The organism is Enterococcus sp. AZ171 (genome assembly GCF_051714005.1).
In the GTDB taxonomy this organism is placed as follows: Bacteria; Bacillota; Bacilli; order Lactobacillales; family Enterococcaceae; genus Enterococcus_B; species Enterococcus_B pernyi.
The window spans coordinates 2129508-2150478 of sequence record NZ_JBIORA010000001.1 but is presented as its reverse complement, the minus strand read 5'-3'; the positions used below and the strand labels follow the sequence as shown (position 1 = coordinate 2150478).

Here is a 20971-nt window from a genome sequence, read left to right as displayed (position 1 = left end):
GAGAGACAAAACATGTCAATTATTACTGATGTTTACGCTCGCGAGATTCTAGACTCACGCGGTAACCCAACAATCGAAGTAGAAGTATACACAGAAAGCGGTGCTTTCGGCCGTGGAATGGTTCCTTCAGGTGCTTCAACTGGTGAATACGAAGCAGTTGAATTACGTGACGGAGACAAATCTCGTTATGGCGGTAAAGGTGTAATCAAAGCTGTTGACAACGTAAACAACATCATTGCTGAAGCAATCATTGGCTACGATGTACGTGACCAAATGGCTATCGACAAAGCAATGATCGCTTTAGACGGAACTCCTAACAAAGGTAAATTAGGTGCGAACGCTATTCTTGGTGTTTCAATCGCTGTTGCTCGTGCAGCTGCTGACTACCTAGAAGTACCTTTATACCACTACCTAGGCGGATTCAACACAAAAGTATTACCAACTCCAATGATGAACATCATCAACGGTGGATCACATGCGGATAACTCAATCGACTTCCAAGAATTCATGATCATGCCTGTTGGCGCGCCAACATTCAAAGAAGCACTACGTATGGGTGCGGAAGTATTCCATGCATTAGCTGCAATCTTGAAATCTCGTGGATTAGCAACTTCAGTTGGTGACGAAGGTGGATTCGCTCCTAACCTTGGTTCAAACGAAGAAGGTTTCGAAGTAATCATCGAAGCAATCGAAAAAGCTGGCTATGTTCCTGGTAAAGACGTTGTTCTTGCAATGGACGCTGCTTCTTCAGAATTCTACGACAAAGAAAAAGGTGTTTACGTATTAGCTGATTCAGGCGAAGGCGAAAAAACAACTGATGAAATGATCAAATTCTACGAAGAATTAGTATCTAAATACCCAATCATCTCTATTGAAGATGGATTAGACGAAAACGACTGGGATGGATTCAAGAAATTGACAGAAGTTCTAGGCGACAAAGTTCAATTAGTGGGTGACGACTTGTTCGTAACAAACACTGAAAAACTTGCTGAAGGTATCGAAAAAGGAATTGCTAACTCAATCCTTATCAAAGTTAACCAAATCGGTACTTTGACAGAAACTTTCGAAGCAATCGAAATGGCTAAAGAAGCTGGTTACACTGCAGTAGTTTCTCATCGTTCTGGTGAAACAGAAGATTCAACAATCTCTGATATCGCAGTTGCAACAAACGCTGGCCAAATCAAAACAGGTTCTCTATCACGTACTGACCGTGTTGCGAAATACAACCAATTATTACGTATCGAAGACCAACTTGGTGAAGTTGCAGAGTACAAAGGTTTGAAATCTTTCTACAACTTAAAAAACAAATAATTAAATGAATGTAAAAATGCCCTTCTTATGTCAATGACATGAGAGGGGTATTTTTTTAGGCAGATGATTAATCAGAAAAAATATTTTTAGTACTTACAGAAACGAATGATAAAAACAAATCATAGATTCTTATGAATATAAATAAAGATCATCATTCCTCATATTTTTATTAGGCACAAAATCGATTAATTAGCTTTATCCAAGCTGTTCTTAATTCATCGCGTCTTTATCATGGATGATGAAAACGAGACGATTGAGAACAAGAATGTATCTCCTATAAACTTGAAGATCGACAACTATGTGGGCTTTCTTTTTATTATATAGTGTGTTATAGTCTATTGATTATCTAAACGACGAACGATTCCGAAGGATTTCTTCTTTATCATTTGCTTCTCTTACTTCCTCAAGCTAACCACCAACTCTTTTGACGTCATCACCATATGTTGCCATATAAACAAAACCCGCATAGTGTTCGGTTCCAATATAAATAAGTTGATTTTTGATGAATGTAAGAGAATAAGTTCTCATGGAAATTTTTTTGATAACCGGACACGGATTTGGTCGAAATATCACGCCTAAAAGGTCTAATAACTCTGATCAAAGGACAAATAGGGAGCTTTTATAGAGTTAAGGAGTGAGCCTAGTCCATCTTTCCGGACAAGTTTCTATCATGTAGCAAAGAACGTGGTGAAAGATTATCCTGTTTTTAAAAAAAGAGTTGAATGTTCGGATAAACCCTATGAGGGAATTTAATGTAAACTGATTTTGTGAAAAAAATATTAAATTCCGGAGGCTATCCAACAATGAAAAAAAAGGTATCCACAACAGTTATGCTATCAACTTTGTTGTTAGTAGGTAGTAACCCAAGCTTAGTAAACGCATCCGAGGCAGTCAGTGAAAAACAAATACCGATTGAAGTCCAAGATGGAAAACTAGATATCACTTTCAATGAAGGAACAACAAACAAAGTCGATTTCAAATTATCTGATTTTGACTTAAACTCAGATATGCGTAAACAAACGAAGGTCTTGAAAGCAACTGCTACAGTAAATAATACAAAATCACAGGATGTTTTTGTGAATATTTTTGCAAAACTTGACCAATATGGAAATGGACTAGACATTCAACCTTCAAACCCACATCTTCAAGCACAACAGGTAATGCGAATGAGTTCGGTACAGATCGAAAAAGATTTCGATGTCATTTTAGATGCAAATGATTACGTATGGCGATCAAACAGAGATGATAGTGCCAAAATCATCTTGACAGCACAAGAAGTAAATAATCCTTGGGGATAATACTCCGGATTAAAAAATAGTTTTTTTCAGTTGTGAAAGGCTTGACAGATAAAAAGAGTTAAGTGTGCGAAGATTGACAGAATACGATGGATCATAATATAGAATACGTAGATCTATCCGTCTGTCCTATAGAATATTCAAAGAAGAAATGCTGATCCAATCAATGAAAACTACTCTTGTTGATTGCCTGATCAGTGTTCCTTCTTTTATTCTTTCGCGTAGTTGCAAGCTTCTACTGTCGCTGGTTGGTCCATCAGATTTATGAATCTAGTAATGCAAACAGAGAAAATTTTAATCAATAGAAATTTATTAGAAAAAGTGAAGGTGTTTAGATAATAATTCCGTAGAAAGACAAATATACATGATCAAAGCTTCACTACCTTAGTAATCAAGTCAAAATGTACAGGCAAGACCAATACAACAGCCATGCAAGTTGAACTAGGAGACATCGGTATAGTTCGCTGAAAATAAAAAATGAAACATTCTGACTAAATGAATTCTTCTTAGTATAGAATCCTCTAAAAATGAAGGTTGGTAGAAGAAATGGAATATATAATGGATACGTTTAGTAGCCGTTACTTAACAAAAAAACAAAACGAAATGTTGCAACTGTTTACGGTTCTAGTGACAGAAAAATATTTGTCAATGAATAAATTAAGTGAGCGGTTAAACTTAACGATGTATCAAACGAAAATATTACTGGTTGAACTCGAAGAAAACTTCGAACAATTGAATTTTACATTTTCATCTTTCTTTTTACTAGAAAAGGGGACGATTGGTTTAATCGAAGGTGTTAATCAGGAACTGTTGCTTCAAGTATTTGTTAATTTGAAAAAAAAGTTTTTTAATGAATCACCTTATTTTCAATTATTGCTCTATCTCTTGAAACACCGAAAAACTCGTGTAGTCGATATTTCCGAAAAGTTGATGTTTAGTAAGTCTTATAGTTATAAATTGATCAGCCGACTGAAAGATATCTTTCATTATCAAAAAATACCAATAACTATTAATAGTAATTTTGAATCAATTTCTTTGGAAGGCAATGAGATGTCTATCAGAACATATCATTACCTGGTACAAATCATGGCCTATAATGTTTTCGCAGATAGCCAAACAAGAGTGAATATTGACCTAGTAGGTGGACACTACGAGAGGTTGAAGACAACAAAAGCAAAGCATGACATTCTATTCTCAATACTTGAAAATGCTGTGTCACGTGGGTATATCATACAAGATTTGGACAAAACAGCGATAGAACTATTCGCTGATATGAAAGAACTATATGAAGAGGACTCGCTAACAAAGTTGATACCAACTCGAAACATGGAAGATAGAGAAAAAGAAGTTGCATTCTTTTATTTTTGTAGACAACTTCTCATCCCTGAAACGACAAGCAAGCAGGACAAGATAGTCTTAGGCAAAAAATTCAAAGAGCATAGACAGAACGAAATCGTTGATTTTTCTATGAATGTCGTCGAAACATTATCAGAAAAATATAAGATAAATTCCGATGTGGAACATGTGATTTTATATGAAAGTGTCATCAATAGTTGGGCATACAAAAATATTTATTTCGAGAATTTAAAAGGAGTGGCTAATCAAAATAGTCCCAATAGTAGAATCCATGAAGTGAAGCAGCTACTATTGGGAATAGTCAAAAACAGGAATTTTCAAGTTGGTGATAGACAAATATTTGCGAACAAGTTAGCACATATCCTTTCGTATTATTTGCCTATCCAAAACAATGAAAGAGTGACTATTGCTATATCGATGTTGCATCATCCGGAATATGTACCAGTTATCGAAAGTAAATTACTAACGATATTTAATAAAAAAATCATTCATTTCACTTCTGACTTTACTGATGCAGATATTTTGGTGTCTGATGGGATTGTGTATCACGAAGAGTCTCAAGATTTTGCTTTTTTTAGAGACATTCACAATAAGGATCATTGGGACAATTTAAACGCGATTGTCCAAGCAAGAATTATCTTAAAGTTAGAGTAATGAATTTAATAAATATAAATAATAAAAAAAATCTCTAAGGATACTTATTCTTTTCAATTTGATCAGGAAAAAGTGAAACATTCTGATGAATCAAAATACAAAGTATGATGATAGGATAACTACTGTTGTGAAAAAAGAGGAATAAGAATGATCAAGAAAAAATATAGAGATTTAAGATACTTGATAGGAAAATGAATAGGAGAAATAATGACAAAAAATAGCCAAGCCAAAGAATACAAGTTAGTTGACTTCTGTTCGCTTATTTTCGTTTTATTGATGGGATGTTTTTTTTACATACAACCAGTAGAGGCGTCCGAGGAAGATACTGCATCGATCCTAGTGGATGTGCAACCCAAAGAATATGAGATCAGAGATAGCTATCTGCAGTTTACTCCAGAACTTAATAAGAATTATGAGTTCACTGCTACGATTACAAATATAGGTGACAAGGACTTAGATGTTACTGTCTATCCATCGGTTGCTATATCAACGATGGGAAGTGTCACTTATGTTGAAAATACAGAAAACCTTTTAGATGAAAAGTATGACTTTAGTAAATACGTGAAGATAACTGATGCTAATGGCGAACTAGAAGACGGGAAAATCAAAGTTGAAGCGAAACAAAGTGAAACGATAGCAATTTTGATCAATGTGACTGAGGAACTTGATGGAGAAGTTTTAGGTGGGGTGAATTTCTCTCAGACATTAAGTGAAGAAAGTCATGAAGATGCTGTAGATATCGTTCATGTCTATGAGAAAGTAATCCTATTTCATCTCAAGATGGATGAAATAGAGGCTGAAAAAGAACAAACTTATGATGAGTTTGAGTTTGTGAGCTCACAGGATGCGATAAGGCTTGATTACTATATAGCCAACAATGATCCTGCAGTAACTTTTGCGGAAAGCGGCTCGTACAAAGTAATCAATCCAAACGGGGATATCATTTCTGAAGGAGAAATTGAAGAAAGCTCAATTGCATTGACTCCAATGACTAAAACAAAGCTAAATCTACCGTTAGTTAGTGATGCAGAATTGATGTTTGGGGAATATCAGTTTATCCTAACTGTTGATGGCAAAGAAAAAGTAACTAAATTTAATTATACAAAAGAAGAGCTGGAAGGGTTGATAGAGCAAACAGGTGGTTCAAACAAGATTATCGTCAATCAAGGAAGTAATATCTGGGTGATCGGTTTGTTGCTTGTTTTTTCTGCTCTGTTGATCATCACAAGTGTAATACTTTATCTCAAATATAAGAAAACGAGAATCGACAGCTAAGGCTTCGATTCTCGTTTTGCATTTCAGTCAGATGATTTTTGAAAAATTATGTGGTTTCTTTATTAGGTAAAAGTCCGAATGTATAAATGATTAACAATGTCAGGAAAGAAATTCCAGTACCAACAAAGCCAAAACACATATCAATAAGATCAGGTGTGTTTATGAATCCAAAGACAGTTTCACATAGTGCATTTACTACGAGTAAGAGTAAAGAAAAGATGACTACATAATTGAATTTTATCCCCATCAATAACCAAAAATATGGAATCAAACCTAAAATCAAACTAATTGAAAAGTTTGAGATATGAAGATAAAAATCAGGATAGATAGAGGTGAAAATCGTAACATTCCAATACTTTGATAAATACATGAATGAGCCAATAGCAATCACCACAAGATATAAAATAGAAGTCCATAACTTGGGTAAAAATTTAAAAGCGAGTTGGTTTTTCATGAAGGGTCACCTCCGAATGATGTTTGAGTAATGAATATAGTGAGTTTTATTATGTATACACTGGCTTTTTATTGTTAAAAAAAAGGTGGTCAACTTCATTATAGCCTATGTAATACATCAAACAGTAAAGGACACATCCATATCAATAAAGACAATACCAAGACATTTCTGGTATCGTCCATAAAACAAACAATGCTTTATTCTTTTTGATTTTCCAAAATAAACAGAGACTCTTCTGACTGCTCATAATACTTTGGGGTTAATTTTATATCCACGTGGGAGTTATTTTTTCGAACGATCGATAATAGCATCGGGCTAAAACCTAAAATTGCTAGAACAATAGAACCAACTACTAAGCTTGTTTTTCTTAACATAATTGCTCCCTCTGTAAAAAGGTTAGACGAAATAAGCATTTCTCTATGATCGTATAAGACTAAAACGAACCGTATACGACGTATATGCGCCTTATCCAGTAAATTTTAATTTAAATAGGCAAAAATTACGTATAGTAATAATGAACGAAGTAGATGAGTAAAGAGTAGTACAAATAGAAAATACTAGAAAGTATTGATGTGCTGACAGAACTTACACAAAAAGTATCCGAGAATTTGAAGAGTAAGGAATGAGGGATAATCATTTGGGAAAGAAAAAGTGGCTGATTCTAGTAAGTATAGGTGTATTATTAGTTCTTTTGATGACGATAGAAGTGAAGAAGATGAGCGAACCAACAGAAAGAGAGAAACAAATTGCTTTTTTGAAAGAGCATGAAAGTAAAATGACAGAATATATTAATCAATACAAAGGTGAAAAAGTAACAGAAATTAATTATGATTGGAATAATGTTAATCGAGTGGTTATCGGAAATAGTCTTCCTAGTGGGGCTGGCAAAAAAATTCAAATTTTTGGATTTGTAAACCATAATCCACATATGGATTTCAGACTGGATATAGAATTAAATCAAAATAATATGCCTGATATGTCAACTTTACATTATGGACAACAAATAAGTGATGAGGAACTTAATAGCTGATATAGAGAATCAAGATATATCCTGATTTTAGGCGAAGCTTTTATACAGGTTGTGGTCATAGCGAAAACCTTGGTCTAGTAAAAAAGAAATTAGCTAACTATGATTACTATAGTTGCAGCTACAGAAGGGAGAAGTTCTTGTGAGGAAAAAGGAAAAAATTATTGTAGTTAGTTTGACTATTGTCTTGGTACTTTTAGGCACGTTAGGAGTGAAAAAAATAATGGAACCGACAGAAAAAGAAAAACAAATCGCTTTTTTGAAAGAACATGAAGAAGAATTAACAAAGTACATTATAAAGAGAAATTCAAAAGCTAATATAAATATTGTCAAATATAATTGGGAATCGTTTAGGATAGAAGATAGTGGAGCGTTCACCAAAAAGATGTATATAGTTGATATTGAATTATATGGAATTGATAATAATGAAATAGATGCTGGAGTAATTCAAGTGTTACCAAATAATTTACAAAAACCTACTAAAATAGAAGAGATAGCAACAAATAATTTTGAAGAAGCATTGGAGGAATTTAAATAATGGCTAACTTAGGTAATTCATATAATGTTTATGCTAACTTAGCACAAAGTTCATACAATAATAGAAGAAACAATGCTGGAGTTACGTATAATTTTGTAAATGGCATGACAAAAAAAGAAAAGAGAGCTTTGGAAAAAGGTAAATCTATTCGTTTCAACTTCCCAAATGCAAAAGATGCTCATGGAAATGATTTAAGTACAGTCTACCTCCAACCCGACACCACCGTAAAAACAGTCAAGGAGTTAGGAAACAGCCGAGTGCCGAAAGTAAACGGAGGCTATGAAATACAGAGCTATGTAAAAAACACATATAAGCAAGGACTCTTGACGGATGAAAAAGCTGGATTCAATGCTTATTATGTGACGGATACGCCTAAGTTGTCGATAGAGACTAAGCATACTTATTTTGTTACTAGAGGCAGTGATGGTATTTCTTCAAGTAATTTGAATCTTAATGACTGGTGGCATAATAACCAGGCATTTACAACAAAAAATGCTTATATTCCGCAAGCAAAATTAGCAAATCAAGCCATGCACCAGAAGATAACGGAAATGACCACACAAGCACCTCATGCTACAATGTCTGTCACAGGTCATTCTCTGGGAACGATGGTGTCGATTCAGGCTGTGGCGAATCTCCCTGAAAAAGATATTGCTAAAATCGACAAAGTGGTTTTGTTTCAAGGACCTGATGCGCGTGAAAGTATCAATAAAATGTCTGAACAGGCACAAAAAAATATCCAGAAGTTGGAAGAGGATGGGAAAATCGATTATTACGTCAATGCTTTTGATATCGTTTCCATGTTGAATAGAAATAAGCCTGGAGTAGATGAAATCGGGAATGTTCGCTATTTACTACCGAAATCTTTTAACACGACGTTTGATATGGAAGATCAAAACGGCTCTAGCCATGACTTTGGACAGTTTCAAATAAATCCTGATGGCACACTTCAGGAAGCTAATTTAAAGGAACATGGCTACATTTTTGCTGCGGGGATCAAGGTTTCCCATTTGATCGATAAATATTTGAATCGTGTAGTAAAAGAAAAACCAGAAGGTGGGTTATCTTTTACAGAAGTCATAAAACTATTGTTATCTGGAGAGTATAAAGATTTTGAAAAAGAATACGCTACGATTATTGCGGAAGCAAAAGTTGCTAGTGAATGGAACGAGACGGTCAACGAATTACATAAAAGAATTTCTAATGCTTCAGGTTCTAAAAAAATCACTTTACAATCGGAGTTAGTTCAATCGATCATCCAAAAGGCGAAAAATATAGGCGAAGAGTACGAGATCATCTTTAAAAATGCCCAAAAAGAATTTGAAGATGAGATTACGGCAATATCAAAAGAAATATTGGCTGGTGCGGGAGCAATCAAAAACTATTTGACTTATTGGGAAGTACAAGAGATGGTTTCCCCATATGAAAAAAATAATTTATGGGACAGCGGACAAGCCTCATTAAATACGAATCAAGTGAAACAATATAAAGAGAAGCTGGAGGAATTTAGTAATAAACTGGAGGTAGTAGCAAATCATCTTACAGAGTATGACAGACAGGCAGGCAGGAAATATTTTGTTCAAAAACAAGTGAAAGGAGTTTATCCATGGAAGATAGAGAATTGCAAGAATTTCTAGAAAGACTTGGACAAGAGCAAAAGGAACGGGAACGAGTAGCCATACAAGCGCTGATTCTGGCAAAGGAAAGTCGTATTGCTCAGGCCAAGTTAACTTCGATCGAATCCTTAAAAGAGATCTCAGAAGGAATGTATCAACAAACGAATAGTGTCTTACCATCTACTTTGAAAGGCGCTTTAGAAGGGGAAAGTGCCGTTGCAGCAGAACAGTATGTCAAACAAATGAAACAACCAACATTGCTCACACCTGTGAAAAGGGGATAAAGAATGGGGACAGTAGAGAAACAACGTAAACTACAAGATTTAGAGGAGCGATTTAATGAAAACAAACGTCAGATACACCGTCAACAAGAAGAAATCGATCATCAGTTAGTAAACTTTAGGAAAGAAACAGGTCAATTGGTACAAAAAATCATGTATTTGTCGAAGAATGATCATTGGGATAACCGACAATTCTATCATCAAATGGAGGCAATAGATCGTAACCTGATCCATACGGCTCAAAACTATGAACGACAATTAGAAGAAAAAGAGCAAGAATTAACAAGATCCTATCGAAAAGAGATAGAGCGAATTCACGAAACCAATTACTAGAAAAAAACAGTCACGATCTTTCACAAATCTCTCTTCCTTATAGAAAATAGACTCTCTGTTATAATACATGTAATCAAATAAGATAATAGGGGGATAAAGATGAGCGAAGATGATGTGAAACAGATAACCAATACAGGGTTGCCATACGATGATATGGACTCTAAAGTAGTACACGCACGAAATCATGCCTTGAGACTATGCAGGAGATATAATTTTCTCGTGAATTCAGAAAATCATTATAAATACCCCATTTTACGGGCGCTATTCGCTTCAATGGGTGAGAATGTCTATATCGAGTCGAATTTTCAATGTGAGTTTGGATTCAACATTTCTATAGGAAATAATGTTTATTTGAACCATGATATGATCATTCTTGATTGTCATGAGGTGACGATCGGAAATGATGTTTATGTAGGGCCGAGAGTTGGTTTGTATGCAGCCAATCATGCAGAAGATCCATTTGAACGTGCTGATCATGTCGTTTATGCGAAGCCAATCCATATTGGCGATAAAGTTTGGTTAGGAGCGGGAGTCCATGTTCTTCAAGGGGTAACGATTGGTGCAAATAGCATCATTGGGGCAGGAAGTGTCGTAACAAAAGATATACCAGAAAATGTGATTGCTGCGGGAAATCCATGTAAAGTGATCCGACCAATTACGTATAAAGATCGAGAAAAAAATATTAAAGTCCAGGATAGTGCCTTGTTGATGGAACGATAGCATACTGGATTTAGGAAAGTCTCTTTCAGTCAAATAAGAGACAAAAACTTTTGGATAACAAACAATACCCGAACGATGGATCATTCCTTCTCATAGAGATGAGAGAAATTGATTCGACGTTCGGGTTTTTGCATTTAGTGATTAGCTATAGTACAAATACGCATCAACGATTTCTTGTCTTTGCCACTACTTGGTTTGGTAATTTCAACACAACGAGTGAAACGACAAGGACCGATAGTAGCCGATCTAAATAATCTGTCGCTGCTTGAACAATCGTGACACTTACAGCTTGGTTTAGTCCTAATCCATAAAGAAGTTGGACAATGATACTTGAACCTGATGAAGTGATACCACCAAATAATTGGATCGTGATGATCGAGGATAGTATGGTTCCAGGCGCTGAAAGGACAAACGTCCATGCGAATAATGAAAGTTTACTCTTCAAACCTTGCGCCTGTAATTTCTGTGGTAAAATCAACCCCGCTAATAACCCAGTGATGATTTGTATCGGGGAATAATACAAAGAGAACATATCCATCGTCACGCCACTAAGTAAGCTACTACTCAATCCTGTCAAAATCCCAGGAATTGGTCCAAGTAAGGCACCTGCAAAAATCGTACCGATCGAATCAAGATAAATCGGTAAACGGAGCCATAAAGCAATCGTTCCACCGAGAAAGTTGATTCCGATACTTAGTGCCATGATTGTGATCATTCTTGTCGTGATTTTCTTTTGTGTCATCTTTTTTCATCCTATCTTTAATCTTTCCAGATCATTTTTTATCAATTCTTCTTGTGCATGTAAAAGAACGGCTAAAAACTTCCGGAAAAAAAGAGAGGTGTCGACATCTGTCATGATTAGACTGTTTGGTTTTTTCTGCCAAAAATCATAACGATCAACCAAGGTTTGTCCGCGGCTGATGCCTTGTGTTTCAACAGCAGTATAGCTAGTGAATCCTTGGCACAGTTGTTCATCGATGAAATATGCAACTGCCAAAGGGTCATTGATGACACAACCTAGGACGCGTTCTTGCTGCCAATGAAAGTCAAAGTAAAAGCGTGTGATTGCTTTTAAATAGTTGCCTTCTTCGGGCGAAAGTTGGCAACAATATTCTAAGATCGTTGGTGTAAAGACGATTTCTCGTGTCACGTCTAAACCGACCATCTCGATCATTTGACCAAGATGTTCAAATACATAAGCTGCGGCATCAGGGTCACACCAGTAATTGTATTCTGCTACTGGTGAACAATTGCCGTGGCTTTTATACGTGCCGCCCATCGAAACAAATCGATCCATGTGCTTTCCTATTTGTGGATTCTTTTGTAAAGCAGAAGCGACATTTGTTAGCGGCCCTAAAGCAATCACTGAAGTATCTTTTTGTTCAGCAAAATAACTCGCTAAAAAATCAACAGCGTGGATCGTTTCGGCTTGCTTGTCTGTTACTAATGGGAAGTTCGTTTCCCCTAGACCGTCCATGCCGTGAGTATCTTGAGCGCTGATAAATGGCGTGTTGAGTGGTGTTGCAGAACCTTGATAGACAGGGATGTCTAAACGGTCACAACGTTCCAAACAACGGATGACATTTTCAGTTCCCAAATGTACGGGGACGTTCCCACAAACGGTGGTGATTGCGACAACTTCGATTTCTGGTGATTTTAATGCAAACAATAGCGCTAATGTATCATCGATACCGGGATCGCAATCAATAATAACTTTTCGCATTATTTCCAATCTCCTTTCTTTAGAGACACTTAGTTTTTTATCCTGGGAAGTTTCCGAACCAGTCCAAGGGGTCAACCCTTGATTCCAATGCACGGCATTAGTATACTTATTTTTATGAAGAATGTAAATGTTATGCAAACAATTCATTATCTCTTATGAGTGTTAGAAGTAGGAAGAGAAGATCGTTTGTAAGGAATAAGGTGTTTAAAATTACAGCTGGTCAATGGTTCACTGTCTGCCTCTTTGGTAGAACGTGGTACAATAGAAATGAACGTTGAAATACGTAGGAGAATGCTAGAGCACCATTTAGCATACTTGAATTTTTGTTTCAATCACCAAGTAGAAAGTGTGGGATGCAAGTGATTGTTTTTTATAGTTTATTAATTATGTTATTAATGATCGGTAGTTATCATTTTATTGCTTATCTGTACGCAAAGAAGTTGATCAAAACTGGATTACAACGTGGTTATGCTTGGTATGAAGAGACAGGTCATCAACTCATGGACCCTGCCTCTTTGACGACAGTCGAAGAGCAACGCCAACGTTTAGAAGATCTAGCAGAAGATTTTTGGCAACAAGGAGAACCCATTATGACTAAAAGTCAAGAGGGGTTAAAATTGAAGGGGAGGATATTCTCTACTTATTCGAACAAAGGTAAATGGGTAGTCTGTGTCCATGACTATCGCAGCACAGGAAAAAAAGACATGTCTTATATCGGGAAAAAGTATGCAGAAAAAGGCTTCAATGTCTTGATCCCTGATTTGCGTGCCCATGGGGAAAGTGAAGGGGAGATCATTGGGATGGGGTGGTTGGATCGATTAGATCTGATACTCTGGATCAATGAGATCTTGCAACGAGAGCCAGAGGCTAAGATCATCTTACATGGAGGCTCAATGGGGGCTTCTACGATCATGATGGCTAGTGGCGAGAAGTTGCCGAGTGCTGTCAAAGGCTTGGTCCTTGATAGTGGCTTTGTATCCGTTTATTCAGAATTTCGTTATATGTTAAGCAAATTGACAGTTTTTCCCAAAAAAATCATTATGCGACATGCGAATCGTTACGCACAAAAATATGCAGGCTATTCTTTGAAACAGGCATCAGCAACGAGACAGTTAGGGAGCAATCATTTACCCGTTCTGATCATCCATGGTGAACATGATCATTTTGTTCCGATGGAAGCAGCTTATACGATCCAAAATGCAACGGCAGGAGATAAAGCCTTACTGCTAGTGCCTGGAGCAGAACATTTAGAAGCAGTCAGTAAAGATCCAGAGACCTACTGGACAGTGATTTTTTCATTCATTGAGCAAAGAGTGGGTCTATAAGTACAAATGATTGTTTGAAAAAAATAGGACTGGTAAAATCAAATTGAATAAAGAAACTGTTCGTTATTTTAGGGTTGGGAGAGTGAAATGATGGAAATCAAAGAAGAAAAGAATCGCTTAGTGTTATTGGACGATGAACAAAATGAAATAGGAGAAATGACGTGGTCTGATGCTGGTCCTGATATTATGATCATTGATCATACATTTGTTGATCCTGCATTTCGTGGACAGAAATTAGCAGAAAAATTGGTTGCTACAGGAGTGGAAGTAGCCAGACGTACTGGCAGAAAAGTTATTCCGTTATGCCCCTACGCAAAAGCGGAGTTTGAGAGAAAAGCTGAATATCATGATGTTTGGCGGAAATAAGCGTTAATGGTTAGCAAAAAAGCATTGATTTTAGAGGAGGATACAGGTGGATCGTTTGTCACAGAACCTGCAAAAAAATCGATGTAAAAAAGCCTAGAAATGTTCTTTAAAACATCGCCCATCTTATGAAACACTGTTGTCACAAGACGTGTTATGTGATAAAGTTAGAAGGACGATATTTTGAGAAAGGAGGCTGTTTGATGTATAATATTATTTTAGGGATCGTCATTGTCATCTCGATTATGATGGTCATTGCGATCATGATGCAACCAAGCAAACAAAATAGTGCAGCAAGTGCATTTACAGGTGGCGCAGATCAATTATTCGGAAAGCAAAAAGCACGTGGATTTGAAGCAGTAATGCAACGCTCGACAGCTGTTATGGGCGCTGTATGGATGATTCTGTTGTTCGTACTTGCATTTTTATCTTCTAAATAAATCGTTCGAAACTAATGATCAGAAGTGATCATTTGCTTCATTCAGATTTTGAGGATACACGGATGGTTCATCGATTGTTCAAAAAAATAGAAGGTCTGGGAAACGAAATGCTCCCAGACCTTTTTTGTTGAATAGAAAAAGAACCGTTATATAAGAAGGTATTTGCTAACTATGGTAAAATAAGGCTAATGAGGTGAATAAAATGAAAAGTCTACCACAACCTATTTATGAAAAACATGGGAAGCGTGCAATCCTCTTATTGCATGCGTATTCAGGTAGTCCAAATGATGTACGGATGTTAGCCCGTTTTTTAGAGAAATCAAACTATTCGGTCTATGCCCCAATGTTTACAGGACATGGCACGCTTGCTCCAAATGAGATCTTAGAACAGGACGCTGAGACGTGGTGGCAAGACACGAAACAAGCGATCAAGTTTCTCAACGATGAAGGATTTTCTGACATCGCCGTATTAGGATTGTCGATGGGTGGCATTTTTGCCGTTCGAGCATTATCAGAATTTCCGATGATAGGAGGCGGATTTTTTTGTTCGCCAATTTCTCCAGTAGAAAATCATGTGCCGGAGAATTTTGAGAATTATGTACGCCAGGTCTTGAAAATTGCCGGTGAATCGGAGTCGATGATCGAACAAAAAGTCGAAAGCTTTCGGCCACGAGTACAGCAACAATTAATAGATATTCAAGAGCAAGCAGCAATAACAGAAAGTAAGTTATCAGATATCCAAAAACCAGTATTCATGGCTCAAGCGGGTCAAGATGAAATGATTGATCCTTATGGTGTCTACGAGACAGCAAAAAAACTTACGCAAACTGACATTTCCTTACACTGGTATCCAGAAAGTAAGCATGTGATCACAGTAGGAATAGCAAGAAAAGCGTTTGAAAAGGATGTATTGGATTTTCTAGAGAACTTACCTTGGAATGAGGAATAATAATGACAAAAGAAACATTAAAAGAAAAAATCATTTTCTTTATTGAAAGCAGTCGCAAGAAAAGTTTTTCGATGGAAGAAATCGCTGAAGGTCTTGGCTTTCAAAAAAGCGAAGATTTTAAATTACTAGTGCAAACCATCGCACAGATGGAAAGAGAACAAAGTATCGTATTTACCAAAAAAGGAAAAATCAAACTGCCACTTCAGCCTATTTTGATTGAAGGAACGTTCCGCGCAAATGAGCGAGGATTTGGGTTTGTCACGATCGATCCTGAAGAAGATGATGTGTATATCCCTAAAGAAGCGACTGGCTATGCGATGGACGGGGATACTGTTGCAATCGATATCGTCAAAACGGCGGATGCCTTTTCGGATCGTGGAGCCGAAGGAAAGGTCGTTGAGATTCGTCAACGCGCAACCACACAAATTGCCGGAGAGTTCATCGCTTATACAGAAGATGAAATGGCAGAAACGGATCTTTATGGAGTAGTCATTCCAAAAGATAAAAAAATGAATCAATTCAAAGTGTACGCCGCAGCAGAAGGTGTCCGTCCAGTAGATGGAAGTATCGTGCTGATCGAATTGACCCATTATCCAGAAAAAAGCTATGCAACGAGTTTAGAAGGAATCATCAAACAAGTCATTGGTCATAAGAATGATCCTGGGATGGATATTTTATCGATTGTCGTAGCCAATGGAATACCGACCCAGTTTCCGGATGATGTATTAAGCGAAGCAGATGCTGTACCAGATAGTATCAGTGACAAAGATTTGATTGGTCGCAGGGATTTACGTGACCAATTGATCGTGACGATCGATGGCGAAGATGCCAAAGATTTAGATGATGCAGTCACAGTTAGAAAGTTAGATAATGGGAATTACTTTTTAGGCGTCCACATTGCCGATGTTTCATATTATGTGACAGAAGGCAGTCAATTAGATCGTGAAGCCTATGAACGTGGAACAAGTGTGTATTTGACTGATCGTGTGATTCCGATGATCCCGCAACGTTTATCAAATGGTATTTGTTCGCTGAATCCTAAGGTTCCTCGTTTAACGATGAGTTGTGAAATGGAGATCGACCCAACAGGGAAAATCATTTCTCATGAGATTTTTCCAAGTGTGATCCAAACAACAGAGCGAATGACTTATACAGCAGTCAATCAGATCTTAGAAGAGCAAGACGAAGAAACTATGGCTCGCTATGAACCATTGGTTACTATGTTTCAAGCGATGGGTGAGTTGCATGAGATCTTAGAGACGATGCGTATTCGTCGTGGTGCGATCTCTTTTGAAGATCGGGAAGCCAAAATCATGGTTGATCCAGACGGTCACCCTCAAGATATCCTCTTGCGGAGTCGTGGTGTAGGAGAACGTTTGATTGAATCCTTTATGTTAGCAGCCAATGAAACGGTGGCAGAACATTATTCACGTGCGAATTTCCCTTTTATTTATCGTATCCATGAGCAACCAAAAGAAGAGAAAATGCAACGATTCTTTGATTTTGCATCTGCTTTAGGGATTTTAGTCAAAGGAACGAAGGGCACGATCACACCTAAGGACTTACAAAAAGTGATCGAAGATGTTGAAGAAAAACCGGAGTCAGCAGTGATCAATACCATGTTGTTAAGAAGTATGCAACAAGCACGCTATTCTGAGGATAATTTTGGTCATTACGGATTAGCAGCAGAGTACTATACACATTTCACATCACCGATCCGTCGTTATCCAGACTTGATCGTGCATCGTTTGATTCGTTCATATGGTCAAGATCCAAGTGAAAGCAATCAGACGCATTGGGAAAATGCACTGCCTGATATTGCCGATCATAGCTCGAAAATGGAGCGACGTGCAGTTGAAACAGAACGTGAAGTGGACTCAATGAAGAAAGCCGAGTTTATGATGGATAAAGTGGGAGAAGAATTTGATGGGATCATCAGCTCTGTGGTGAAATTCGGGTTATTCATCGAACTTCCAAATACAGTAGAAGGTTTGATCCATATCAATGAATTGAAACAAGATTACTTCCACTACATTGAAAACCATCTAGCGCTCGTTGGTGAGCGGACAGGATTAACTTTCAAGATCGGACAAAAAGTTCGAGTAAAAGTAGTCAAGGCTGATCCTACGGAGCGAGCGGTTGATTTCGAATTAGTCTCCGCAGAGGAATTGGCACCGTTGGAAGCGCCAAAAGGAAGAAGAAAAGAAGCCAATAAAGGTTCTTCAAAACATTCAAATGGACGGCAAACGGACAAGAAAAAACGTCCGAAGAAAGCCGATAGTAAATATGGTCCAAAAAAAGAAAAAGGGAAAAAAGGGAAAAAACCTTTTTACAAAGGCGTCACCAAGAAGAAAAAGAAAAAATAAATATAAAATGAAAATGAATTGGGGGAATGTCCAATGCCAAAAGGCGAGGGAAAACTGATTGCGCAAAATAAAAAAGCTCGCCATGATTATTCGATCATCGACACAATGGAAGCAGGAATGGTTTTACAAGGTACAGAGATCAAATCTATTCGCAATAGTCGTATCAACTTAAAAGATGGATTTGTTCGTGTGAGAAACGGCGAAGCTTTTTTGCATAATGTCCATGTCAGCCCTTATGAACAAGGGAATATCTTTAATCATGATCCACTAAGAACTAGAAAATTGTTATTGCATAAAAAGCAAATTGCGCGTTTATTGAATGAAACAAAAAATACCGGAATCACGATTGTTCCTTTGAAAGTCTATATCCGAGATGGCTATGCGAAAGTCTTGATCGGATTGGCCAAAGGGAAAAAATCGTATGATAAGCGAGAAGATCTGAAGCGAAAAGATGTGGATCGACAAATTGATCGTACATTAAAAAATTTCTCTAGATAATTTCATTATCCTTTTTCGCATATTCGGTGCTTTTAGATTTACTTAATGATAAAATTTGTTAGCATTTAATCTGATGAAACATGATTATCACAGGTTTTTTCTGAGTTTCCTGGCATCATATCATCCATGTTTTTGATGATTTTTAGACTGAAATAAAAAAGTGTCTAATTTTCATGAAAATACTTTGAAATTTCTATTTCGTGGTGGTATGATACCGTTTGGTTAGAAACCGATAAAGAAAAACCAGATACACACATGAAATTGATTTTATGTGAAATTCGGGGAAAAGAGGTGAAATGGATTGGATGAACGCTCGCTAACGTTCCACATTGGACCGGTTTGGTTTGATGGGACTGTTTGTTTGATGGTGTTGTTAACTTGTTTGATCGTTTTCTTTTTAGTTTACTTCTTTACAAGAAATCTAAAGATGAAGCCAACTGGGAAGCAAAATGCACTTGAATGGGTCATTGATTTTACACGAGGGATCGTTACAGATAATGTGCCTAGAAAAGAATTGAATAATTTTCATTTATTGGCATTTACCTTGTTTCTCTTTGTTTTTGTTGCGAACAATATCGGTTTAGTTACAAAAATCGTCTTACCTAGCGAAACGACACTTTGGAAAAGTCCGACAGCAGACCCGTTTGTAACTTTAACATTGGCATTTATTATGATCACACTTACTCATCTATTCGGGGTGAAGAAGCTCGGCTTCAAAGGTTACTTTGTCAACTCGTTCCTAAAACCTTATAGTTTTATGTTTCCAATGAAGGTGATCGAAGAGTTCACAAACTTGTTAACACTTGCTTTACGTCTTTATGGGAATATTTATGCGGGAGAAGTATTGCTAACTTTAATCGCAAAAATGATGACAAGCTTAGGCTGGTTCTCATTGCCTTTAGCAATTCCGTTAGAGATGGTTTGGATCGCGTTCTCATTATTTATCGGAAGCATCCAAGCATTTGTCTTTGTCACTTTATCAATGGTATATATGAGTCACAAAATCGAAGTAGAAGAGTAAAATAACTAGATTTAATTACTATTTAAACTATTTTAGGAGGAAGTAAATTATGAATTATATCGCAGCAGCAATCGCAATCTTAGGGGCAGCTATCGGAGCTGGTTACGGTAATGGTCAAGTAATTTCTAAAACAATCGAATCAATGGCACGCCAACCTGAAATGTCAGGTCAATTACGTACAACGATGTTCATCGGGGTAGCCTTAGTCGAAGCCGTTCCTATTCTAGGTGTTGTTATCGCCTTGATCCTAGTTTTTGGTGTGTAATAAAAATGCTGAGGTTGCGCGATAGTCAAAAAAGCTATCTACTATTTTATTAAATACGCAATCTAAGAAAACTGGATTCTCAGAGAAAGGAAGGCTAACCTATGCTGAATCAATTGGCAATTGCAGAAGTTGGCAATCCGATGTTAGGTAATATCATCGTTGTCAGCGGCTCATTTTTGATATTAATGGTCCTATTAAAACACTTTGCGTGGGGACCGATCAGCGATATTTTGAAAAAACGTGAAGATAAGATCGCCAATGATTTAGATTCTGCAGAACAATCTCGCATCAAATCAGCAAAATTAGAACAAGAACGTGAGCAACAATTGTTGGCTTCTCGCTCTGATGCTGCGGATATCATCAAACATGCGAAAGAAAGTGGAGAATTAAGCCGCCAAAATATTTTGAAGGAGACGCAAGAAGAAGTTGCTCGTCTAAAAAGTAAAGCTCAATCGGATATCACGATGGAACGTGATACGGCATTGAACTCAGTCAAAGACGATGTAGCTGAACTTTCTCTTCAAATCGCGGAAAAAATCTTGAATAAAGAATTATCTCCAGAAATGCACGAATCTTTAATCAATCAATATATCGAAGGTCTAGGTTCGTCAAATGAAACTAGATAAATATACAGTAGGTAGACGTTACGGAAAAGCATTATTTGAACTGGCGATCGATTCAAATAATACAGAAGAAATTTACCAAGAACTTCTTAGTCTACGTAAAATCTATGCTGATGTTCCTGAATTAGGGAGTATCCTTAGTGATGTTCGGTTGGAACCTCATGAAAAGCGATTGATCATGGACAAATTAGTCAGTGGTTATCAAGGAATCGTAAAAAACTTTTTAGAAGTCGTGTTCATGTACAATCGGATGAACGATCTACCTTTGATGATCGACGAATATGAACATCGTTACAATGAAAATAATGGTTTGTTACTGGGAAGTGTGACTACAGCAGTCCCACTTTCAGCGGAACAATTGACTAGACTTGAAGAAAATGTCGCTAAAACAATGAACTATCAAACGGTCGAATTGAAGCAACAAGTTGATTCTACGATCATTGGTGGGGCAATTGTAGAAGCAGATCATCAAGTGATCGACGGAAGCATTCGGACGCAGTTGGAAAAATTGCGTAATCAATTAAATAGATAGTACAAA

24 protein-coding genes and 1 riboswitch are annotated in these 20971 nt (G+C 37.0%); of the genes, 20 read left to right on the top strand and 4 right to left on the bottom strand.

Going from position 1 to position 20971, the window contains the following annotated elements:
* Positions 1-12 precede the first annotated feature (12 nt).
* The 4 genes from eno (at position 13) to IGJ49_RS10425 (ending at position 5891) form a co-directional block, all read left to right on the top strand.
* Positions 13-1311, top strand: a complete 1299-nt coding sequence (eno, locus tag IGJ49_RS10440) for a phosphopyruvate hydratase (RefSeq protein WP_010734865.1) — start codon at positions 13-15, stop codon at positions 1309-1311.
* 803 nt (positions 1312-2114) lie between these two features.
* Positions 2115-2609, top strand: coding sequence for a hypothetical protein (locus IGJ49_RS10435; RefSeq protein ID WP_019723101.1), 495 nt, complete (start codon positions 2115-2117; stop codon positions 2607-2609).
* A 543-nt stretch (positions 2610-3152) separates the two neighbouring features.
* Positions 3153-4616: a helix-turn-helix domain-containing protein gene (locus IGJ49_RS10430; protein ID WP_438724009.1), complete on the top strand. Its 1464-nt coding sequence runs from the start codon at positions 3153-3155 to the stop codon at positions 4614-4616.
* Between the two features lie 207 nt (positions 4617-4823).
* A complete protein-coding gene (locus IGJ49_RS10425; protein ID WP_010734868.1) occupies positions 4824-5891 on the top strand; it encodes a WxL protein peptidoglycan domain-containing protein in 1068 nt (355 codons plus the stop codon).
* A gap of 46 nt (positions 5892-5937) precedes the next feature.
* Here IGJ49_RS10425 and IGJ49_RS10420 read toward each other — a convergent pair whose 3' ends face one another.
* Positions 5938-6345 carry a hypothetical protein gene (locus tag IGJ49_RS10420; RefSeq protein WP_023520046.1) on the bottom strand — a complete coding sequence of 136 codons (408 nt, stop codon included), beginning with the start codon at positions 6343-6345 and terminating at the stop codon, positions 5938-5940.
* 197 nt (positions 6346-6542) lie between these two features.
* The gene (locus IGJ49_RS10415) at positions 6543-6719 is read right to left on the bottom strand and encodes a hypothetical protein (protein ID WP_010734870.1); all 177 of its coding nucleotides are present in this window, start codon (positions 6717-6719) and stop codon (positions 6543-6545) included.
* A gap of 248 nt (positions 6720-6967) precedes the next feature.
* Here IGJ49_RS10415 and IGJ49_RS10410 point away from each other — a divergent pair, with 248 nt between their 5' ends.
* From IGJ49_RS10410 to IGJ49_RS10385, 6 genes are all read left to right on the top strand, one after another.
* The gene (locus IGJ49_RS10410) at positions 6968-7375 is read left to right on the top strand and encodes a hypothetical protein (RefSeq protein ID WP_010734871.1); all 408 of its coding nucleotides are present in this window, start codon (positions 6968-6970) and stop codon (positions 7373-7375) included.
* Positions 7376-7514: 139 nt separating this feature from the next.
* Positions 7515-7910 (top strand): hypothetical protein, encoded by a 396-nt coding sequence (locus IGJ49_RS10405; protein ID WP_224434138.1) that lies wholly within the window; start codon positions 7515-7517, stop codon positions 7908-7910.
* Positions 7910-9547 (top strand): cutinase family protein, encoded by a 1638-nt coding sequence (locus IGJ49_RS10400; protein WP_438723369.1) that lies wholly within the window; start codon positions 7910-7912, stop codon positions 9545-9547. The genes IGJ49_RS10405 and IGJ49_RS10400 overlap by 1 nt, the downstream gene beginning before the upstream one ends.
* Positions 9517-9810 (top strand): hypothetical protein, encoded by a 294-nt coding sequence (locus IGJ49_RS10395; RefSeq protein WP_023520042.1) that lies wholly within the window; start codon positions 9517-9519, stop codon positions 9808-9810. The genes IGJ49_RS10400 and IGJ49_RS10395 overlap by 31 nt, the downstream gene beginning before the upstream one ends.
* Positions 9811-9813: 3 nt before the next feature.
* Positions 9814-10140, top strand: coding sequence for a hypothetical protein (locus tag IGJ49_RS10390; protein WP_010734875.1), 327 nt, complete (start codon positions 9814-9816; stop codon positions 10138-10140).
* Positions 10141-10239: 99 nt separating this feature from the next.
* The gene (locus IGJ49_RS10385) at positions 10240-10860 is read left to right on the top strand and encodes a sugar O-acetyltransferase (RefSeq protein WP_438723366.1); all 621 of its coding nucleotides are present in this window, start codon (positions 10240-10242) and stop codon (positions 10858-10860) included.
* Positions 10861-11023: 163 nt separating this feature from the next.
* Here the strand turns inward: IGJ49_RS10385 and IGJ49_RS10380 are convergent, their stop codons facing one another.
* Complete coding sequence (locus IGJ49_RS10380) at positions 11024-11602, bottom strand: ECF transporter S component (protein WP_438723364.1); 579 nt, start codon at positions 11600-11602, stop codon at positions 11024-11026.
* Between the two features lie 6 nt (positions 11603-11608).
* Positions 11609-12583, bottom strand: a complete 975-nt coding sequence (locus IGJ49_RS10375) for a nucleoside hydrolase (RefSeq protein WP_010734878.1) — start codon at positions 12581-12583, stop codon at positions 11609-11611.
* Between the two features lie 23 nt (positions 12584-12606).
* A riboswitch (PreQ1 riboswitch) is annotated at positions 12607-12651 on the bottom strand.
* A gap of 291 nt (positions 12652-12942) precedes the next feature.
* Between IGJ49_RS10375 and IGJ49_RS10370 the strand changes: the two genes are divergently transcribed.
* The 10 genes from IGJ49_RS10370 to atpH all read left to right on the top strand — a co-directional run bounded on the left by IGJ49_RS10370 (position 12943) and on the right by atpH (position 20965).
* Positions 12943-13908 (top strand): alpha/beta hydrolase, encoded by a 966-nt coding sequence (locus tag IGJ49_RS10370; protein WP_029594240.1) that lies wholly within the window; start codon positions 12943-12945, stop codon positions 13906-13908.
* 90 nt (positions 13909-13998) lie between these two features.
* Positions 13999-14274, top strand: a complete 276-nt coding sequence (locus IGJ49_RS10365) for a GNAT family N-acetyltransferase (RefSeq protein ID WP_019724263.1) — start codon at positions 13999-14001, stop codon at positions 14272-14274.
* A gap of 200 nt (positions 14275-14474) precedes the next feature.
* Complete coding sequence (gene secG / locus IGJ49_RS10360; protein WP_010734881.1) at positions 14475-14711, top strand: preprotein translocase subunit SecG; 237 nt, start codon at positions 14475-14477, stop codon at positions 14709-14711.
* 202 nt (positions 14712-14913) lie between these two features.
* Entirely contained in the window at positions 14914-15660 is a 747-nt protein-coding gene (locus tag IGJ49_RS10355) for an alpha/beta hydrolase (protein WP_010734882.1), read from the top strand.
* A gap of 2 nt (positions 15661-15662) precedes the next feature.
* Entirely contained in the window at positions 15663-18026 is a 2364-nt protein-coding gene (gene rnr, locus IGJ49_RS10350; RefSeq protein ID WP_224434137.1) for a ribonuclease R, read from the top strand.
* 33 nt (positions 18027-18059) lie between these two features.
* On the top strand, positions 18060-18524 hold the full coding sequence (smpB, locus tag IGJ49_RS10345) for an SsrA-binding protein SmpB (protein ID WP_010734884.1): 465 nt from the start codon (positions 18060-18062) through the stop codon (positions 18522-18524).
* Positions 18525-18825: 301 nt separating this feature from the next.
* Positions 18826-19545 (top strand): F0F1 ATP synthase subunit A, encoded by a 720-nt coding sequence (gene atpB, locus IGJ49_RS10340; protein ID WP_010734885.1) that lies wholly within the window; start codon positions 18826-18828, stop codon positions 19543-19545.
* A 49-nt stretch (positions 19546-19594) separates the two neighbouring features.
* Positions 19595-19810 carry an ATP synthase F0 subunit C gene (gene atpE / locus IGJ49_RS10335; RefSeq protein ID WP_010734886.1) on the top strand — a complete coding sequence of 72 codons (216 nt, stop codon included), beginning with the start codon at positions 19595-19597 and terminating at the stop codon, positions 19808-19810.
* Between the two features lie 101 nt (positions 19811-19911).
* Positions 19912-20436, top strand: coding sequence for a F0F1 ATP synthase subunit B (atpF, locus tag IGJ49_RS10330; RefSeq protein WP_010734887.1), 525 nt, complete (start codon positions 19912-19914; stop codon positions 20434-20436).
* Positions 20423-20965 carry an ATP synthase F1 subunit delta gene (atpH, locus tag IGJ49_RS10325; RefSeq protein ID WP_010734888.1) on the top strand — a complete coding sequence of 181 codons (543 nt, stop codon included), beginning with the start codon at positions 20423-20425 and terminating at the stop codon, positions 20963-20965. The genes atpF and atpH overlap by 14 nt, the downstream gene beginning before the upstream one ends.
* The last annotated feature ends 6 nt before the right edge of the window (positions 20966-20971 follow it).

Bases quoted from the DNA above. Each gene is read 5' to 3' on its own strand.
- smpB (WP_010734884.1), top strand. From the start codon at position 18,060: ATGCCAAAAGGCGAGGGAAAACTGATTGCGCAAAATAAAAAAGCTCGC.
- IGJ49_RS10410 (WP_010734871.1), top strand. From the start codon at position 6,968: ATGAGGGATAATCATTTGGGAAAGAAAAAGTGGCTGATTCTAGTAAGT.
- IGJ49_RS10395 (WP_023520042.1), top strand. From the start codon at position 9,517: ATGGAAGATAGAGAATTGCAAGAATTTCTAGAAAGACTTGGACAAGAG.
- atpH (WP_010734888.1), top strand. From the start codon at position 20,423: ATGAAACTAGATAAATATACAGTAGGTAGACGTTACGGAAAAGCATTA.
- secG (WP_010734881.1), top strand. From the start codon at position 14,475: ATGTATAATATTATTTTAGGGATCGTCATTGTCATCTCGATTATGATG.
- atpF (WP_010734887.1), top strand. From the start codon at position 19,912: ATGCTGAATCAATTGGCAATTGCAGAAGTTGGCAATCCGATGTTAGGT.
- IGJ49_RS10430 (WP_438724009.1), top strand. From the start codon at position 3,153: ATGGAATATATAATGGATACGTTTAGTAGCCGTTACTTAACAAAAAAA.
- IGJ49_RS10390 (WP_010734875.1), top strand. From the start codon at position 9,814: ATGGGGACAGTAGAGAAACAACGTAAACTACAAGATTTAGAGGAGCGA.
- IGJ49_RS10435 (WP_019723101.1), top strand. From the start codon at position 2,115: ATGAAAAAAAAGGTATCCACAACAGTTATGCTATCAACTTTGTTGTTA.
- IGJ49_RS10375 (WP_010734878.1), bottom strand. From the start codon at position 12,583: ATGCGAAAAGTTATTATTGATTGCGATCCCGGTATCGATGATACATTA.
- IGJ49_RS10420 (WP_023520046.1), bottom strand. From the start codon at position 6,345: ATGAAAAACCAACTCGCTTTTAAATTTTTACCCAAGTTATGGACTTCT.
- atpE (WP_010734886.1), top strand. From the start codon at position 19,595: ATGAATTATATCGCAGCAGCAATCGCAATCTTAGGGGCAGCTATCGGA.
- IGJ49_RS10380 (WP_438723364.1), bottom strand. From the start codon at position 11,602: ATGACACAAAAGAAAATCACGACAAGAATGATCACAATCATGGCACTA.
- IGJ49_RS10355 (WP_010734882.1), top strand. From the start codon at position 14,914: ATGAAAAGTCTACCACAACCTATTTATGAAAAACATGGGAAGCGTGCA.
- eno (WP_010734865.1), top strand. From the start codon at position 13: ATGTCAATTATTACTGATGTTTACGCTCGCGAGATTCTAGACTCACGC.
- rnr (WP_224434137.1), top strand. From the start codon at position 15,663: ATGACAAAAGAAACATTAAAAGAAAAAATCATTTTCTTTATTGAAAGC.
- IGJ49_RS10400 (WP_438723369.1), top strand. From the start codon at position 7,910: ATGGCTAACTTAGGTAATTCATATAATGTTTATGCTAACTTAGCACAA.
- IGJ49_RS10365 (WP_019724263.1), top strand. From the start codon at position 13,999: ATGGAAATCAAAGAAGAAAAGAATCGCTTAGTGTTATTGGACGATGAA.
- IGJ49_RS10425 (WP_010734868.1), top strand. From the start codon at position 4,824: ATGACAAAAAATAGCCAAGCCAAAGAATACAAGTTAGTTGACTTCTGT.
- IGJ49_RS10385 (WP_438723366.1), top strand. From the start codon at position 10,240: ATGAGCGAAGATGATGTGAAACAGATAACCAATACAGGGTTGCCATAC.
- IGJ49_RS10415 (WP_010734870.1), bottom strand. From the start codon at position 6,719: ATGTTAAGAAAAACAAGCTTAGTAGTTGGTTCTATTGTTCTAGCAATT.